The sequence below is a fragment of the Acinetobacter sp. YH12097 genome, assembly GCF_013419225.1.
GTDB lineage: Bacteria > Pseudomonadota > Gammaproteobacteria > Pseudomonadales > Moraxellaceae > Acinetobacter > Acinetobacter amyesii.
Genome location: NZ_VPAN01000094.1, coordinates 1 through 1,962, shown reverse-complemented (window position 1 = coordinate 1,962; position 1,962 = coordinate 1). Strand labels below are relative to the sequence as shown.

1 protein-coding gene and 2 pseudogenes are annotated in these 1,962 nt (G+C 36.1%); 1 reads left to right on the top strand and 2 read right to left on the bottom strand.

The window, feature by feature from the left end:
* Positions 1–210: 210 nt before the first annotated feature.
* Positions 211–1,440: pseudogene (locus FTU37_RS16530) on the bottom strand (RNA-guided endonuclease InsQ/TnpB family protein); the annotation flags it as partial.
* 73 nt (positions 1,441–1,513) lie between these two features.
* Here FTU37_RS16530 and tnpA point away from each other — a divergent pair.
* Positions 1,514–1,786 (top strand): annotated as a pseudogene (tnpA, locus tag FTU37_RS16525) (IS200/IS605 family transposase); the annotation flags it as partial.
* Positions 1,787–1,844: 58 nt separating this feature from the next.
* On the opposite strand, the gene FTU37_RS16520 reads toward tnpA, so the two are convergent.
* A partial coding sequence (locus tag FTU37_RS16520) for a transposase (protein ID WP_180124671.1) occupies positions 1,845–1,962 on the bottom strand: 118 nt, incomplete at its 5' end.

Below are 1,962 nucleotides of genomic sequence, written 5' to 3'. Positions count from 1 at the left end.
ATAATCATAGAAGAATTCAAAAGGGTTTGGGTTTTAAGACACCAAATCAAATGGCCGAAGACTTTTATAAGTTGGCTGCCTAGAATCTCCCAAGGGAAAGTCTCCTGATAATTCAGCGTATATCACACCTCTACGCCCACTAGATGATAAATAATTACCATCCAACTGTGTTCCACAGTCTAAAACTAATTTAATTGCTCTGTTCTTAATAACAATTGATGCATTGTGATCTGCATTATCAGCATGTCCACAACTCACGCAATTAAACCTGTCTTGGCTTTTGCGATTGTCGTGGTGAGTGTGACCGCATGAAGCGCACTCCTGACTTGTGTAAGAAGCATGAATTGTAAATACAGCCTTACCTAATTTGACTGATTTATACGTTAAGAATTCTGAAATTCTGTGCCATCCAACATTAAGAATAGCTTTGTTTAACCCTGCTTTAGCTTTAGCCTTATTTGGAACAAAACGTCCGAACTCATCTTTCTTGGGGTTAGGCTTTTTGGTCATCTGTTTGGTATTTAGTTTCTCAAAAATAAATACCTGACCAAATCCATTAACCAAACTTCGACTTGTTTTATGAGCGAAATCCTTACGGATATTGGCTTTTTTTGCATGATGCACAGCAAGTCGATGTTTAATCTTGGCTCTACGATTTGAGCCTTTTACTTGTCGAGCAAGTCTTTTTTGCAATCGTTTAATATAACGATCTGCTTTACTTAAATGTTTCTTTTGTTCTTTACTGAAATCGAATTGCTCATGTCCTGCATGAACAGGGATGGTGACACCACGATCTATACCAACAACCACCTTTTGTAGGTGTTCCTCATTCATGTCACGTAAGCGTTTGAGGTGCTTTTCTGAGTATTTATCAGCGTTGAATTTTTTACCGTCAAATTCTGCAACTTCCACATCATCTTTATAACAGAAGCCAATGAAATATTGACCTCGTTCTTTGCTAATGTAGATGGATTTTGGCTCTTTAAACTCAGCATGAGCTTTAAAATTTAAAGCTCCGATATTGAATTTCTTACCGCCAATAAATAATTTACGCTTATTGTTTTCTACTCGAAACTCAAATAAATCAGATGTTAAATGGACAGAACCTTTGTCTGATTTTTTTTTGCGTCTTGGTCGTCCACACACACCCTTAATGGATTTTTTGAGCGTATTAAACCAATTTACGGTTGAGTTCTTTTGAATGGTGCTAGGACAGTTTGCAAGCCAAGAGCTTAATTCATTCGATTTAAAGTGAGAATATTTCTGATCTTGGGTTTCATAATAGTGATTGTATGGTGTGAATTTGCGAGCAAAACCACGATAGTATTTATCTTCATCACATTTGGCATTCCAAATAAAACGAGCACAACCCATCCACTGACTTAAAATTAGTTTTTGATGTTCAGTTGGATATGCCCTTAATCTGATGCCTGATAGCAATTAAAAAAACCTCTAGTGAACAAGCTTATTTTTGCTCAAAATAAGATCAATGTAAATCTAGTGTGTGGTTAATATGTACGAGTGGAGAACAGGTAGATCATGTATTTTTAACAATATTGTTCATCTAGTATTTGTTACAAAATACCGAAGAGATGTATTAACAATGGAAATACTGACTTCTTTAAAAGAGATTATGAAAGAAACTTGCTTGCAAATGAATTGTGAACTCATTGAGTTTAATGGCGAGGATGATCATATTCACATGCTTGTAAGTGTTCACCCTAAACATTCAGTGTCTAATTTAGTGGGTAAACTAAAGGGCAAAAGCTCTTATGTTTTAACTAAATGTGCGGAATTCTCCATCTATAATCTGTGATTTAGATGGAGATGGATAACACGCCTTTTCAGTCGGGTCTTTCTTGGTTTTGGATGTATTCTCGAATTACATCAATTGTCGCTCCACCTGTTGTAAGTAGACAGTATGCCCTCGTCCAAAGCACAGGTTTCCAATAATAAGGTTTT